The organism is Pseudomonas sp. M30-35 (assembly GCF_002163625.1).
Taxonomy (GTDB): Bacteria; Pseudomonadota; Gammaproteobacteria; order Pseudomonadales; family Pseudomonadaceae; genus Aquipseudomonas.
Genome location: NZ_CP020892.1, coordinates 2,375,932 through 2,391,579 on the forward strand (window position 1 = coordinate 2,375,932; position 15,648 = coordinate 2,391,579).

Genomic DNA, 15,648 nt, shown 5'->3' on the forward strand with positions numbered 1-15,648 from the left:
AATGCGCAAAGCACAATTACGCAGTAGGTAATAGTGATGGATGTTTTTCAGGCAATGCGTGTGTTTGCCCGGGTGGTCGATTCAGGTAGCTTCACCGCTGCAGCGCAGGCGCTCGACCTCTCAACCGCTCAGGTATCGCGATTAGTTTCTGAGCTTGAGAATCATCTGCAAGCACGCTTGCTGCAACGCACTACGCGGCGCTTGCACTTGACCGAAGTAGGCAGTCGCTACCTTGAGCGTTGCCGGCAGATACTTAACGAGATGGATGATGCCAACGCCGAGGCCAGCGGCGCGCATTTAAAGCCACGCGGGCGACTCAAAGTGCATTCAATCACCGGGCTCGGCACGCAGCTATTGGCGCCGCTAGCCGCGCGCTATTGCCAGCTATTCCCGGACGTGAACATCGATATGACCCTTTCCCAGCATCATCCGGATCTAATAGATGATGGCCAGGATGTGGTGTTCACCATGGCGCGTGAGTTGCCTGATTCTGAACTGGTGGCGCAGTTGCTTGGAAGTAACTACAGCGTGGTCTGTGCGGCGCCGTCTTACCTTGAGCAACACGGCATTCCAAAGTCCTTGGATGACCTTGCTGAACATCGTTGTTTACGCTTGATTGATCCGGTGTTCGGCGACAGTTGGACCTTCAATGACAACGGCGTTGAGCGGGCTATCAGCCTCGGCGAAACATTTCAGGTCAATGTTGCTGAGGCAATGGCGCAGACGGCGGCAGCGGGGCTGGGCATCTGTCTGTTGCCGGATCTTGTCGCCGCTAAAGCTTTTCAGCAGGGCAAGCTAGTGCGCATTTTGGTCGAGCACCAGTTGCATGAGCGTGGCGTGTACGCGCTGTATCCCTCACGGCGTTTTCTCGATGCCAAAGTGCGAACCTGGGTCGAGTTTCTCAAAGACGAAATACCCGTAGCCTTTGCCAATAACCGAGCGGTGGTAGAAAACCCTCAATATTGGGCGTAGTTCTCCACCACCTTGTGGGTGCGCATTTATTTGATGCGCATCATCACCAGTGCTACGACGACACCAAGGGCTGCGATTATCGTTGCGATCACGCCCAATGACTGCAAGCCAAACTGGCTAATACCGAACCCACCGATAATGGCGCCGAAGCCGATGCCTGCATTTGCCGCAGATATATTCAGGGTCGCAGCAAGCGCCTGAGCCTTTGCACCTGCCTGCATTACCCGAACCTGACATATCGGAAACAACGCGGTGTAGGCGATTCCCCACGCAATCATGGCGAGAATCAGCACCCAGTACTCAGCAGCAAAGGCTATCGCCACGAGCATGCCTGCACCCAGTAGCAGCAGAAACAAAACCATAGCCCCAAGAGGCGTGCGGTCGACCAAGCTACCGCCCAAATAGTTGCCGATCATGCCGACAGCGCCGAAGCCCATCAGCCACCAGCCCACCTGACTTGCAGGTACGCCAGCCAGACGTTGGAGAACATCGGCCAGATAGGTGTAAGCGGTAAACATCGCGGTAAATGTCAGCACGGACAGCAGCACGTGAGCAAGGAACCGCGGGTTACGCAGGATCTGAGTTTGTTTTTCAGTCGGATGTTTGTCCGGCGAGGAGGGTAGCTTCGGCATCACCAGGTGCATCAGCACGGCGACCAGCAAACAAATACCCGCAAGAACCCAGAAACTTCCGCGCCAACCGAGAGTATCTGCCGCCACAGTGCCCAACGGCACACCGAAAACCAAAGCTGCACTAATCCCTAAGTAAACTTTAGCCACAGCCTTGCCGGATTTGCCGGCCCCCGCTAATTGACCAGCGGTTTCACTGGCAGTGCCCCAAAAGACCGGCAGGGCCAGCGCAGGAATAAAGCGGGCCAGGGCCAGTACCCAGATGTTGATCGCCACAGCTGCAAGCACGTTGGATGCGGCAAACACCAACAGAATGATGCTGAATAGTTTCTTGCGCTCAACATGGGCTAATTTAGCCGTTAACACTGGGCCGAAGAGCATCACAGTGAAGGCGAACAGTGTGACCACCTGACCGGCCAAAGTGATGGATATATCCAGATCGTTAGCCAATGAGGGGAGTAAACCGACAATCAAAAACTCGGTGGTGACAATGATAAAGGCGGCAATCGCCATGATCAGGATTTGCACGCCTGTACGCGACGGGATTGCGGATGTTTGTGCGGCGTCTGCCACTGCTAAGGACTGCATCAACTAACTCCAACTCTGGGGGATACGGAAAGAGACGCTGAACATTGTTGAAGCGCTAAACGCTGCATGCAGGCAATGCCTCTATCGGAAGCCATATAGCTTATTGGAGAATTTTGCGTATATTTAAGGCGTTAATTACCAAGTGTTTTGAATTAAATTCATCAATCGAGACGTTAATGTTTTCATCAGAAAGACTTAAGGGCATCGATGTGTTTGTCAGCGTGGCTGATCTTGGTAGCTTTACTGCTGCGGCAGAGCGTCTGAATCTAAGTAGTTCTGCGGTGAGTAAAAGTGTCGCGCGGCTTGAGGGACGACTCGGCGTGCGTCTGTTCCAGCGCACCATTCGGCGTTTGTCGCTGACAGAAGCGGGAGAAACGTTCTACCGCACCTGTATCGCAGTGCTGACTGATCTTGAAGAGGTCGAGTTGGCATTGACCTCTGAGCATCTGAAACCGCAGGGCAGGGTACGGATTGATTTACCCGCTTCTTACGGGCGTTTGCATGTATTGCCCTTGATCCTCGATTTCGTTAAGCAGCATCCAGGCTTGCATCCGCACGTGTCATTCTCCGACCGCTTTGTCGATCCGGCGCAGGAAGGCATCGATATTGTCGTACGCATCGGTGGCTCAGATGCATGGGCGGCAAATTTGGGGCATCGCTTTTTTGGCGCTCAACGACTGATCTTTTGTGCATCACCCAGCTATTTGAGGGCACACGGCACACCGCAGTCTGCACAGGATCTACAGCACCATCAGTGTGTCGGGTATGGGCAGAACGATGGCTTGGTCGGCCCTTGGTTTTTCAAAGGACGACAGGCTGGCGATATGGAACGTCGGGTGATGAGTGCGCATATTGCTGTCGGTGATGGCGAAGGCGAGGTGATGGCTGCGCTTGCCGGGCTCGGTATTGCACAGTTACCGACGTGGTTAACCCAGCGCCACTTAGATGCTGGCACCTTGGTCGAAGTGCTACCGCAACTGGCCACGGACGGTTTGCCAATGAATCTGGTGTGGCTGAAAAGTCGTGAAAATCTGCCCAAGGTGCATGCGCTTCTTGAGTACCTGAGCGCCAGACTCGAGCCGTCAGGCAGCGCGCGTTAGTTGTAGTCGTTTGGCCCGATGTTAGTCTTCAGTCCTGCGGGGGGGTCGAGCGGTAATCGGCAGCGGTCAACTTTCCACCACGTAGGTAGAAGTTTGCGTATGGCTGGCTGATTAAAACGATCATCAATCAGATACACAACGCCTTGATCCTGCACCGTGCGAATAACCCGGCCAGCCGCCTGCACGACTTTTTGCAGGCCCGGATAAAGATAGGTGTAGCCGTATCCCTTGTTGCTACCAAACATCGCATCCATGCGCAGCTTTACCTGTTCATTGACTGGGTTGGTTTGCGGCAAACCCAACGTCGCGATAAATGCGCCAATCAACTGGTCGCCGGGCAAATCGATACCCTCGCCAAATGCTCCACCCAGGACGGCAAAGCCGACGCCACGACTGTGGCTGGTAAATCGATCAAGAAACGCCTGACGCTCGCTTTCATCCATTTTCCGGGACTGCTGCCAGACCGGGATATGTGGATGTGCTTGGCGCAACTCATCGACGGCAGCCTGGAGGTAACTGTAACTGCTGAAAAAGGCCAAATAGTTGCCGGGTTTTTCGGCGTATTGGCGGGCGATCAGTGCCGCGATCGGCCCCAGTGAGTAATCGCGGTGGGCAAAGCGCGTGGACAAATTACTGACGGCTTGAACCTGGAGTTGCTCAGCGCTGAACGGTGAGTCCACATCAATCGATGGCGTTTTTTCAGGCAGCCCGAGCAGGTCAGCGTAATAGTTGGCCGGGCTCAATGTTGCGGAAAACAAGGTGCAACTGTGTGCATCCTCGAAGCGTGGAGCCAGAAATGGCGCGGGGACGATGTTGCGAATACACAGGGTCGAAACTGATTTGCCAGAGCTGTCATCGCGGCTGATATCGAACAGAGAGTGTGGGCCAAAGGCTTCGGCCAGCCGGCAGAACAACATGGCATCCAAATAAAAATGCAGCAGTTCTGTGGCATTGCCGGCGGGTTGTTCACTGAGGTGATCGGTTAGCGTGCTGACGGCTTTTTGCAACGCCATCACAAACAAGTCTGGCGCGGTGGGATAGACCTGATACGCGACCTGTTGCTCAAGTTCTAATTGTCGCCAGTGCCGGCTGATACGCTCAAGCGGGGCCTTCATCACCTTAGGCGCGATCAACCGCAGGGCTTCAAAACGTTGTTGGTTGAGCTCTGCGGTGTACATACCTCGGGCGCGGTCAATCAGGTTGTGCGCCTCATCAACCAGCAGTGTAATGCGCCATTCGTTGAGCAGGGTCAGGCCATACAGCAAGCCGCCCATGTCAAAGTAGTAGTTGTAATCGCAGACTACAACATCAGCCCATCGACACAATTCCTGACTCAGGTAATATGGGCAGACCTGATGCTCCAGAGCAATTTTGCGTACGTTCTGATGATTGAGCCACTGGCTGTCGAGCGCAGCTTTGCGCGCATCCGGCAGGCGATCATAAAAACCTTTGGCCAACGGGCAAGAGTCGCCGTGGCAGGCTTTGTCTGGATGTTCACAGGCTTTATCTCGGGCAACATGCTCAAGCACGCGCAGCGGCATGGCGGTTTCCTGGCTGCGTAAGGTATGCAGCGCATCCAGGGCCAGGCGCCTGCCCGGTGTTTTTGCGGTAACAAAGAACAGGCGATCAAGCTTTTGCTCGGGAAAGGCCTTGAGTTGCGGAAACAAGGTGCCAAGGGTTTTGCCGATACCAGTGGTTGCTTGTGCCATTAAGCAGTGGCCATCACGTGCGGCCCGATAAACTGTATTAGCCAGTTGGCGTTGGCCGTTGCGAAATTCGGCATGGGGGAATTTCAGGCGCAGCAAAGACTCATCGCGGCGCAGGCGATGAGCACGCTCGTATTCGGCCCAGTGGATGTAGCGGCTGCATTGCAGGTTGAAAAACTGCTGCAGCTCTTCTGCACTGACGGTCAGGTGAAACGCCGTCTCATGCTGAGTCAGTACATTGAAATAAACCACTGCCAAGTTGATTTCAGGCAGCTCGCGCTCGGCGCACAGCAGCCAACCATAAACTTTTGCCTGAGCCCAATGCAGTAAACGGTGGTTCTCGGGAATACGGCTGATATCGCCACGGTGTGTTTTGATTTCTTCAAGCAGGTTCTGGTCCGGGTCGTAACCATCGGCGCGACCACGCACCAATAACCCGTGGTATTCGCCGCTCAGCGTCAGTTCTGGGCAATAACCGGGGCCTCGCCTGGCAAGCACAATTGCATGACCGGTCATACCTTCTTGCGCGGTGGGTGAAGGCGTAAAGCGCAAGTCCAGATCACCGACCTTGGCCGTGAACTCGCACAGTGCGCGGACAGCAACCTGATAATTCAAGCGTCAGCCCATTGCACATAACAGACATCCACTGGCATGTCGTGCTCGGCGCAAAACGCCAGCCAGCGGCGTTGGTTGTCTTGTAAACGGTCGCCGGGGCCTTTGACTTCAATCATGCGGTAGCGCTGTTGCGCAGGCCAGAACTGGATCAAGTCAGGCATGCCCGCACGATTGGCCTTGATATCAATCAACAAACGTTTGAACCAGGCCAAAAGGTGCGATGGAGGCAGGCATTCAAGGGCTTGTTCCAATAGGGATTGATCAAGTGCGGACCAAAATACGAAAGGCGACTGAATGCCGAATTTGTCGGTGTAGTTTTGCCGGATCACATCCTTGTAAGCCGACGAGTCCAGCAGCTCAAGGCTGTGTGCGAATAACGCCTTGCGCTGCGGATAAAAGTCGCTACTGAGCAGATCAACCGGCCCAGTCTGAAATGGATGGAAAAACGCACCCGGCACCGGAGCGAAAATAGCTTGCCAGCAGAGCAGCCCGAACAAGCTGCAGATCAGGCTGTTTTCGACGTAATGCACGGGTGCGTCAGGCTGAGTCAGGTGCTGAACTACTGCAAACTCGACACGCTCAAACTCAGGTTTAGGTAAAACCAGATCAATCCGCGCAGGGCTGACAGGCTTGGCTTTACCTGGTAATGGCCGGCCTAGCTGGCGAGCAAGACGCGTCAAAGCACGCTCTGCTGCCTGCGCTTCAGCATCATTCTCCGGTGCTTGCATGGCTTCGATGCTGAGGTCATAAGCCTGCTGATGAAGCCCAAGTCGTTCCAGCACCCGGATTTTTCGTAAGCGAGCACCGACATAGCGACAGTCGGCATAGAACGCCAGCGCGCTTTCTAGCTGTGCTTCGCGCTCTAATTGTTGGCCCATACGGAACAGTAACTTATGGCGCCGCGCCGCAAGAAAGGCACTGTCGCAGACTAAAGAACTCATCTGCTGCAGGACGTGCTCAATGGGTTCACCTGCCTCGAATTGCTCACGACAATCCTGCAATCGCAGGTAGCAATCAATATCTGAGCGTTGGCGAAAGGCTCGTGAGTCATCGGTCAGCTCGACCCGCTCGTAACGGAAGATACCTAGCTCTGCGAGGACAAATTCGGACCACTCCTGGCGCAGGTTGCCGAAGAATATCAAGCGCAGGCGCTCACACATATTGTCGATGGTCAGCGACAATATTTGCTCATCGCTGGTAGGGCACCACGTGGCAAAGTCACGTGGTTCAAGCTGTTCATCCGTAAGCAGTTCAAACAGCTGGGTCTTGCTCATGGATCGTTTAAGCGGGATGTTGTCGCCCAGATGTTGGAGGATTTCATCCTTGCGCAGCAGCTTGAACAACTCGTCCAGACTGAGCGCAGCGTCATGTTCTATCCAGCCAGCGCCCAGCAGTGGCTCGGCAGCCGAACGGCTGCAATCGATCTCGTCATAGCTCAGTTTGTCGAGTCGGAAATGCCTGCCTTTGCGCATGATCATGCGCACCAATAAGGCTTGCGACTGAGTGTTCATGGCTAAGAACTGCTCAATAAACTGAGACTCCGACGCATCCAACAGATCCGCATAGCGCTGTTGTAGCCAGCTCAGCGCCTGATGAAAGTTAGACAGGTAATAGAATCGGGGATCGAGTTGCGACTGCATGGACGTGCCAGTTTGCTTGCATGAATGAGTAGCCATGCACAGTGGGCTGAGGAGGGCGCGTTAACCCTTGCTTGGATTATGCGTGCTCGCTCGCGTTAATTTCGATCAGTTTAACTTAGGCTGTTCGTTTATACAGTATTATTGCGCAGAACCTCTCAGATTGTAAGTTCAACCTGTTCGGGCCTGAAGTCTGTGCCGTGATGCAGTTTTAAGTGGACTCGCGCTATGCGCAAGCACCTGCAAGGCAGTCACTCTTCGACTGCCTTGCAGGTGCTAGGGGCTTAATGCTCGCCGGATTCAGACAACGCTGCTTTTACCAATGGGTGCAGTGTGTTGTCGCTATGTTCAACCTGCAAAGCACTTAACTCATTGCGCATGGCCGGGGTCCAGAAACTTTGCAGGTGCAGGCGGACGCTGCGCGCTGCCTGAACGGTGTCTGCTTCATGGGCGAAGAATTGAGCAATTTGATTGGCCATTTTAATCAGGCTTTCACTGCTCATTTACCCACTCCAGCTTTATCTACAAGGCGACGCTGTTTGAGTAAACGATGTTGTTCATCACTGAACGCTTGATAACGCTTTTGCCATTCGGATGGATGATAAACGCGCGACACTTCGACTGCTGTGACCTTGTACTCCGGGCAGTTAGTGGCCCAGTCAGAGTTGTCGGTAGTGATCACATTGGCGCCTGATTCCGGAAAATGGAAGGTGGTGTAAACCACACCGGGTGCGACCCGTTCGCTGACTTTGGCGCGCAACACGGTTTGCCCGGCACGGCTGCCAATCCCAACCCAGTCATTGTCGTTAATACCACGGCTCTCGGCATCACTTGGATGAATTTCCAGGCGATCCTCTTCGTGCCAGGCAACATTATCAGTTCGTCGGGTCTGAGCGCCGACGTTGTATTGGCTAAGAATCCGGCCGGTGGTCAGCAGGAGTGGATAGCGGCTGTTGACCTTCTCGTCAGTAGGCACGTAACCGGTGAGCATAAAGCGTCCCTTGCCGCGCACAAACTGGTCGATATGCATGGTCGGCGTACCGTTTGGCGTCTCGTCGGTGCATGGCCATTGCAGGCTGCCCTGACGATCGAGTTCGGCATAACTTACTCGGGAGAATGTCGGTGTCAGACGCGCAATCTCGTCCATGATTTGAGCCGGGTGCGAATACTCCATCGAGTAGCCCAAGGCATTGGCCAATGCCATTGTCGCTTGCCAGTCAGCCTTGCCTGCCAGTGGCTCCATGACTTTGCGGACCCGATTTATCCGGCGTTCGGCGTTGGTGAAGGTGCCATCTTTCTCAAGAAACGAACTGCCCGGCAAGAATACATGAGCGAATTTAGCCGTCTCATTGAGGAAGATGTCCTGCACGATAATGCATTCCATCGACGACAGAGCCGCTGTCACATGTTGGGTATTGGGGTCGCTCTGAGCGATGTCCTCACCTTGGCAGTAAAGCGCCTTGAACGTGCCGTCCAGCGCCGCTTCAAACATGTTCGGGATACGCAGCCCTGGGTCAGGTAACAGGGTTACATTCCAGGCCTGTTCGAACTCATGGCGTACTGTCTCGTTGGAAACATGCCGATAACCCGGCAACTCGTGAGGGAAGGAACCCATATCACAGGAACCTTGTACGTTGTTCTGTCCACGCAGCGGGTTAACCCCAACGCCTTCGCGGCCGATGTTGCCGGTGACCATTGCCAGGTTGGCGATACCCATGACCGCCGTACTGCCTTGGCTGTGTTCGGTGATGCCCAGGCCGTAATAGATCGCCGCGTTGCCTCCCGTCGCGTAGAGGCGTGCTGCGGCGCGTATTTGCTCAGCGGGTACACCACAAACCGGCCCCAAGACCTCCGGTGCGTGTTCCGCTGAGCTGACAAAATCGCGCCAGCGAGCAAAATCTGCATCCTCGCAGCGTTCTTCAATGAAGCGCTGGTTGAGCAGTCCTTCGGTGACGATCACATGGGCAAGCGCATTAAGCATGGCCACGTTAGTGCCGGGGCGCAGTTGCAAATGCAATTCAGCGCGGGCGTGGGCCGAGTCGACTAAATCGATGCGCCGCGGATCAATCACAATCAAGCGTGCGCCTTGGCGTAAGCGGCGCTTGAGTTGGGATGCGAATACGGGGTGAGCATCGGTAGGGTTAGCGCCCATCACCAGAATGACGTCAGCCTGCATCACTGAGTCGAAATCCTGGGTACCGGCTGACTCACCCAACGTTTGCTTTAAACCATAACCGGTGGGTGAATGGCAGACGCGGGCGCAGGTATCGACATTGTTATTGCCAAAAGCAGCGCGAACCAGTTTCTGCACCAGATAGGTTTCTTCATTGGTGCAGCGGCTAGAGGTGATGCCGCCGATTGAATCACGCCCGTATTTGAGCTGTATGCGGCGTAATTCGCTAGCCGCGTAGTTGACGGCTTCATCCCAACTGACTTCCTGCCAAGGATCGTCAATATGCTTACGGATCATCGGTTTAGTAATGCGGTCTGGATGGGTTGCATAACCCCAGGCGAAGCGCCCTTTTACGCAAGAATGGCCGTGGTTGGCGTGGCCGTTTTTGTCCGGAACCATGCGCACCAGTTGATCTCCTTTCATTTCTGCGCGGAACGAGCAGCCTACACCGCAATAGGCGCAGGTGGTAATGACGCTGCGTTCAGGTTGACCCAACTCCACCACGCTTTTTTCCATCAGCGTGGCGGTTGGGCAAGCTTGTACGCAGGCACCGCATGAAACACATTCAGACTCGAGAAAATTATCGCCACCTGCCGCAGCCACTCGTGATTCAAAGCCACGCCCGCTGATGGTCAAGGCGAAGGTGCCTTGCGTCTCTTCGCAAGCACGCACGCAACGGTTGCAGACAATGCACTTGCTCGGGTCGTAATCGAAGTAAGGGTTGGAAACGTCTTTGGCTTCATCCAGGTGATTCGCCCCTTCGTAACCATAACGCACCTCGCGCAAGCCAACTTGGCCAGCGACCGTTTGCAACTCGCAGTTGCCGTTGGCCGAGCAGGTCAGGCAATCCAGCGGATGGTCGGAGATGTACAGTTCCATCACGTTACGGCGCAGGGTGGCGAGTTTGCTGGTTTGCGAGCGTACGACCATGCCTTCAGTGACCGGTGTCGTGCATGAAGCGGGGTAACCGCGCATACCTTCAATTTCCACCAGGCACATGCGGCAGGAACCAAAGGCTTCAAGACTGTCGGTGGCGCAGAGTTTGGGGATTTGCGTGCCAAGTAGCGCCGCAGCGCGCATCACCGAAGTGCCAGCGGGTACGCGGATCTCGCGACCGTCGATGGTTAAGCTGACTTGTGTATGGCTTTGGCGCTCAGGCGTGCCAAGGTCGATATCACTTTTGGGATCGAAGAGGGTGATCATTGGGCGGCCTCCGTGGTGGCCATGCCGAAGTCGGCGGGGAAGTGCTTGAGTGCGCTGGTCACGGGGTATGACGTCATCCCGCCGAGTGCGCAAAGCGAGCCGTATTGAAGTGTGTCGCACAGATCCCATAACAGCTGAGCCTGTTCGTCACGGGCGGCTGGAGCGGTGCTGGCGATTAGGCGGTCCACCACTTCTACACCACGGGTCGAACCGATCCGGCATGGGGTGCATTTGCCGCAAGATTCCTCGGCACAAAACTGCAGTGCAAACCTGGCCATATGCGCCATATTCAGGCTTTCGTCAGCCACCACAACGCCACCGTGACCGAGCATGGCACCGATACTGGCCAAGGCTTCATAGTCCAGCGGTGTGTCGAACTGCGTAGGGGGTATCCAGGCACCTAATGGCCCGCCAACCTGCGCGGCCTTTAATGGCCGACCGCTGGCTGTGCCACCGCCGTAGCCTTCAATAAGCTCGCGCAAGCTAAGACCAAAAGCGCGTTCTACCAAACCGCCGTAGCGCACGTTTCCAGCCAGTTGGAAGGGCATGGTGCCCAATGAGCGACCCATGCCAAAGTCGCGATAAAACTGCGCGCCACGGGCCATTATCACTGGCACAGAGGTCAGGGTCAGCACGTTGTGGACGAGCGTTGGTAGGCCAAACAAACCCTCGAGAGCCGGCAGCGGAGGCTTGGGGCGAACCGTGCCGCGTCTACCTTCAAGCGACTCAAGCAGGGCGGTTTCTTCACCGCAGATGTAGGCACCTGCGCCGACGCGTACTTCAATGTCAAAGTGCCGTCCGCTGGTGCAGATATCGTTGCCCAGGTAGCCTGCCTGACGAGCGATTTCCAGAGCATTGTTAAGGGTGTCAATTGCATCCGGGTACTCCGAGCGCACATAGATATAACCTTTGCTCGCGCCAACGGCGAGGCCGGCAATGGTCATGCCTTCAATCAACAGGAATGGATCGCCTTCCATCAACATGCGATCGGCAAAGGTGCCCGAGTCGCCTTCGTCGGCGTTGCAGACGATGTATTTCTGCTCAGCTTTAGCATCGCGCACCGTCCGCCATTTGATTCCAGCGGGGAAGGCGGCGCCGCCCCGACCGCGCAGACCTGAATCAAGTACAGCAGTCACCACATCGGCGCCATCCATCTTGATCGCTTGAGCCAGCCCCTTGAAACCGTCATGAGCCAAGTAGTCGTCCAGTGACAGCGGGCGAGTAATACCCGCGCGGGCGAATAGCAGGCGTTGCTGGCTTTTCAGATAGGCAATGTCTTCAACCAGGCCTAGCGCCTGCGGATGGCTGCTTGGGTCAGCCGTTAGAGCATCGAGCAGACCGGGCACATCTGCACAAGTGATTGGGCCGAAACCGAGACGCCCATTGGCGCTTTCAGCTTCTAACAGGGGTTCGAGCCAGTAAAGGCCGCGTGAGCTGGTGCGCTGCAACTCGATCGCCAGTCCACGGCGCTCTGCCTCTTGAGTCAGAGCGTTGGCCACTTCATCGGCGCCGACGGCGCGGGCAAGTGAGTCGCAGGGGATGAATAGCTTCAGCATGCACCATCCTCCAAGCAGCGGTTGACCAGGTCATCCAGGCGCTCTGGTGTTAGGCGAGCATGCAATCGGCCGTCTATTTCTATGGCGGGCGAGCAGGCACAGGCACCTAAGCAATACACCGTCTGCAAACTGACCTGACCGTCGGCACTGCTGCCGTTCTCATTGAGCGACAGTCGCTCACCCAGTTGCGCGGCTAAACTTTCAGCCCCCATGCTCTGGCATGACTCGGCTCGGCACAGCCTCAAGGTGTGACGCGCGGGCGGCGTGGTACGGAAGTCGTGATAAAAGCTGATTACGCCCTGGACTTCAGCCTTACTGAGGTTAAGCGCCTGGGCGATATTGGCAACAGCGTTACTCGGAATGTACCCCGCGCCCTGTTGAATCGCATGGAGGATCGGCAACAGGCCGCCCGGGGTGTCTTTCTCGCGGCCCAATACGCTGTTAATCAGGGGCAGGTGCAACGCTTCATCAGGCATACAAAGGTACCTTGGCATCACGAACAGGACTAACTTACAGGTTAGACGTTCGGAGTCATTGGCCACGGCGAACCGACCATTGCACGGCACTTTGGTCTAAAGGATCGCCATCTATGTTCTTCGGCCAAGCGTCTTCAATGCACTTGGTCCGAGATTGGCTTTAAGCTTGCCATTGCCACTGGCTGGAGATAGCGCCTGAGCGACTTTTCACATCCTGAAACCGACTTGGTTGCATTGACGCATTTGTTCGACGCGAGCACTGCCAGCACTTGAACGACGCTACACAGACCTCAGATCGCTGGATCTGAACGGGTTACCAACGCTGCGCCGGGAGTCCCGGCACAGTAAAGCCATTTAGAGAATGCTTAGTGGGTATTCAATAAAGGCACGGATTTCGTTCAGATCTGGGCCCAGGTTGTTACTGGCGCGATAGATGGAGTTGCGCACACGGAGCGATAGGTCTTTGGCCGGGCCGTTTTGCAGCACGTAGCTGAGCTGGTTGAAAATTTCGCGCTCTGTGCTGTCACTGTCTGTGGTGCTGTAAATATTGTCACCGCGCACGTAGGCAAACTTGTATTGCAGTCCGGGTACACCGTATTTCGAGAAATCCAATTCATAGCTGGCTTGCCATGAGTTTTCATCTCTGTTGTCGAAGTCGGAATAGTAGGAGTTTTTCAGGTAAATGGCGTTGCCACCATCACCATAGTCGTAGGCGTAACCGGCATCACCCGAACTGCGTTGATGTGCGATGGTGAATGCGTGGGCACCGATGCTGTATTTGGCTGCCAAGCTCCAGATGGTGTTGCGGTCGTTATTGCCATCACCGCCGGAGTTTTGTGCGGCCACTGAGCCGTCATCGTATGTGGTGTGATAGAGGTTGAAGTCGAAATTCAATGCTTGTTCTGTGGCTAACGGGATGTTGTAGTTGAGGTTGACGTAGGTCTTGCGAAACTCGTCCTCAACATCGGAGTAGTAAAGTGACGAACTCAAATCGTCTGTGAAGACGTAGCTACCACCAACGACATCGATGCTTTTCAAGCGATTAGGGTCACGCGATGCGTCGGCCATAGGACTGTCACCGGTGAAACGTCCCGCATTTAGCTCCAGGCCTTCAATCTCATTGCTCGTCACCAGCGTGCCAGTAAAGGATTGCGGCAGCAGGCGGCTATCGTCATATGCCAGTACAGGCAGGGAAGGGAACTGATTACCGTACTTGATCAGGGTATTCGAGAAGCGCACCTTGATCGCTGCACCTCCTTGAGAAATATCGTCCACAGGACGACCATCGCTGTCTGTATCAAACATAGAGCCGACGTTACGGCCGCGACCGCTATCGAGTTTGATACCCAAGAGACCAAAGGCATCTACGCCAACCCCTACTGTTCCTTGGGTAAAACCTGATTCAAAGGTGCCGATGAAGCCTTGACCCCAGGTCTTGGCGTCATTCACTCCGTCGTTGAAATCCCGGTTCAAATAGGTGTTTCGCAGTAAAACATTCAAGCTACTGTCTTCGACAAAGCCCTGTGCTTTCGATTGCTCGCTGGCGTAAACGGTGGTTGCGCTCATCGCGCTGCATGCACAAGCGATTGTTATTAGTTTCCTACTGAACATAGTCGCTCCTAGCGATTTTCTAATCGTTGTTTACAGCTAACAGACAGCGCTGCTGCCTTACATCTGACAGGCATCGTTAAGCGCTTAAGGCAGGGGGCGTTAATGATGGAACATTTTCATATCAGTGACGCTCGTTACGGCGGCAAACAAATAGTGCCCATACTAAAGTTTAGCTATCCGGCCTGAATGCCTTTGCTATCAGTTTCGATGTTGCAGCACAGGTCAACTATTCAATGCGGGAGGGCGATTTTTGCGGGATATAGGCTCCATTAGATGGCGTATCTGCTGGCTCGTGCCTAAAGATGGTGTGAGAAACACACTCTAGAGTAAGTGTGCTTTATCTATTTATAGCCTGTGGAAAATTGCCTTGAATTCAAATTATTAGAGCAGGTTCTGAAGTTTTATCGCTAATCGCTAACGGCAGCCCTAGCGATTATGTTTGCCCGCAACATAAGGCATCACGCTGCATTGAATGTAGATTTATCTCAATGGTTTCACAGATGGATTCCATCTGGATCTGGTGCTCGCTGTTGTGAAACGGGCTTTGTAAATCGGTGCCGATTTGTTCGATTGCCAGCAACATAAAGCCCACCACCGTTGAGGCCACTGGAGTAAACCAACCCAAGGACTCCACCAACCCTATCGGCACGATCACGCAGAACAGCGAAATAAACAGCCGGGGGAAATACACATACGGATAGGGCAGCGGCGTGTTGGCAATTCGCTCCATGCCGCCTTGGCTGTTAGACAGGTCAACCAAGGTCGATTCCAGCCGTGCCAAGCGAATACTATCCAGACGTCCGGCCTTGTACTCCTTGGCGAGTAGGGCAGCGGAGCCGTTAAGGATGTCGTTGGCAAAATTGTTGGTGGTGCCGCAGCGTGCAAACTCTGCACAGGGGATAAATGCCTTCACCTCATTCGGGCATGGATTGCCTCGCAAGTGGGCTGCCAAGCAATTCACATAGGCAACATGACGGCGCAGCAAAGTCGATTTTGTCGGATTGACCCCATCACTTGGGTCATCCAGAAGTGTCAGTACTTGGCGGGCAAAGCTGCGCGAGCTGTTAACCATCGCCCCCCACAAAGTCCGTGCTTCCCACCAGCGGTTGTAGGCGCTGCTGTTACGAAAGCTGATCAACACCACCAATGCAGACCCTAATAATGTCAGGGGCATCAGTGGCAGCTTGATCTTGTTTTCGAGATACAACATGAAGTCAACAGTGACTGCGATATCCCACATTAATAACCAAAAAAGCGACCAACCTACATAGCCAAGGGTCTTGATGATCAGGCGATATTTTTTGACGATGGCAGCTTTCAAGCGGAAACCTCACCTAAGCGTTAGGCATCAATCCAATGCTCTAGCTCGGACTCTTCAAGCG

The 15,648-nt window shown here is 54.6% G+C and carries 11 protein-coding genes; 2 read left to right on the forward strand and 9 right to left on the reverse strand.

The window, feature by feature from the left end:
• Positions 1–36 precede the first annotated feature (36 nt).
• Complete coding sequence (locus B9K09_RS11045; protein WP_087516852.1) at positions 37–972, forward strand: LysR family transcriptional regulator; 936 nt, start codon at positions 37–39, stop codon at positions 970–972.
• 26 nt (positions 973–998) lie between these two features.
• Here the strand turns inward: B9K09_RS11045 and B9K09_RS11050 are convergent, their stop codons facing one another.
• Positions 999–2,189 (reverse strand): MFS transporter, encoded by a 1,191-nt coding sequence (locus tag B9K09_RS11050; protein ID WP_087516853.1) that lies wholly within the window; start codon positions 2,187–2,189, stop codon positions 999–1,001.
• A gap of 176 nt (positions 2,190–2,365) precedes the next feature.
• Between B9K09_RS11050 and B9K09_RS11055 the strand changes: the two genes are divergently transcribed.
• Complete coding sequence (locus B9K09_RS11055; protein WP_087516854.1) at positions 2,366–3,289, forward strand: LysR family transcriptional regulator; 924 nt, start codon at positions 2,366–2,368, stop codon at positions 3,287–3,289.
• Here B9K09_RS11055 and B9K09_RS11060 read toward each other — a convergent pair.
• The 8 genes from B9K09_RS11060 to B9K09_RS11095 form a co-directional block, all read right to left on the reverse strand.
• The gene (locus B9K09_RS11060) at positions 3,286–5,610 is read right to left on the reverse strand and encodes an ATP-dependent DNA helicase (protein ID WP_087516855.1); all 2,325 of its coding nucleotides are present in this window, start codon (positions 5,608–5,610) and stop codon (positions 3,286–3,288) included. The genes B9K09_RS11055 and B9K09_RS11060 overlap by 4 nt on opposite strands.
• Positions 5,607–7,250: a VRR-NUC domain-containing protein gene (locus tag B9K09_RS11065; protein WP_087516856.1), complete on the reverse strand. Its 1,644-nt coding sequence runs from the start codon at positions 7,248–7,250 to the stop codon at positions 5,607–5,609. The genes B9K09_RS11060 and B9K09_RS11065 overlap by 4 nt, the downstream gene beginning before the upstream one ends.
• Positions 7,251–7,531: 281 nt before the next feature.
• Positions 7,532–7,750, reverse strand: coding sequence for a formate dehydrogenase subunit delta (locus B9K09_RS11070; RefSeq protein WP_087516857.1), 219 nt, complete (start codon positions 7,748–7,750; stop codon positions 7,532–7,534).
• Positions 7,747–10,623 carry a formate dehydrogenase subunit alpha gene (fdhF, locus tag B9K09_RS11075; RefSeq protein ID WP_087516858.1) on the reverse strand — a complete coding sequence of 959 codons (2,877 nt, stop codon included), beginning with the start codon at positions 10,621–10,623 and terminating at the stop codon, positions 7,747–7,749. Before fdhF ends, B9K09_RS11070 begins: the two co-directional genes overlap by 4 nt.
• Complete coding sequence (locus B9K09_RS11080) at positions 10,620–12,179, reverse strand: NADH-quinone oxidoreductase subunit NuoF (RefSeq protein ID WP_087516859.1); 1,560 nt, start codon at positions 12,177–12,179, stop codon at positions 10,620–10,622. The genes fdhF and B9K09_RS11080 overlap by 4 nt, the downstream gene beginning before the upstream one ends.
• Positions 12,173–12,655, reverse strand: coding sequence for a formate dehydrogenase subunit gamma (locus B9K09_RS11085; RefSeq protein WP_087516860.1), 483 nt, complete (start codon positions 12,653–12,655; stop codon positions 12,173–12,175). Before B9K09_RS11085 ends, B9K09_RS11080 begins: the two co-directional genes overlap by 7 nt.
• A 354-nt stretch (positions 12,656–13,009) precedes the next feature.
• Positions 13,010–14,266, reverse strand: a complete 1,257-nt coding sequence (locus tag B9K09_RS11090) for an OprD family porin (protein ID WP_087516861.1) — start codon at positions 14,264–14,266, stop codon at positions 13,010–13,012.
• Positions 14,267–14,699: 433 nt separating this feature from the next.
• A complete protein-coding gene (locus B9K09_RS11095; protein WP_087516862.1) occupies positions 14,700–15,587 on the reverse strand; it encodes a bestrophin family protein in 888 nt (295 codons plus the stop codon).
• Positions 15,588–15,648 lie beyond the last annotated feature (61 nt).